Annotated in this window: 1 pseudogene; it reads left to right on the top strand. The window is 54.7% G+C overall.

From position 1 onward, the window contains the following. Window positions 1-378, top strand: a pseudogene (locus KP705_RS19125) (IS481 family transposase); the annotation flags it as partial.

Below are 378 nucleotides of genomic sequence, written 5' to 3'. Positions count from 1 at the left end.
ATACTTTACTGCCGCTGGATGACTGCCTTTATGCCCTGCAGGCCAGCATTCCTCATCTGACACGTTCGGCCCTGCATCGCTGCTTTCAGCGTCACGGGATATCCCGGTTGCCGGACATCGAAGGAGACAGGCTCAAACGCCAGCGCTTCAAACGCTATCCCATCGGCTTTTTTCACATCGATATTGCCGAAGTCCAGACYGCTGAAGACAAGCWGCACCTCTTCGTTGCTATCGACCGGACAAGCAAATTCGCTGTCACACAACTCGTCGGGAAAGCCGATCGGAAGACAGCCTGGGAATTCCTCGAACATCTCCTGAGCATCATCCCTTACCGGATCCACACCATCCTGACCGACAATGGGATCCAGTTCKCTGACC

It is taken from the genome of Gluconobacter sp. P1D12_c (assembly GCF_018812105.1).
Taxonomy (GTDB): domain Bacteria; phylum Pseudomonadota; class Alphaproteobacteria; order Acetobacterales; family Acetobacteraceae; genus Gluconobacter; species Gluconobacter oxydans_A.
Note: the sequence above shows the minus strand (reverse complement) of the source record. Positions and strands in the feature narration are given on the sequence as shown.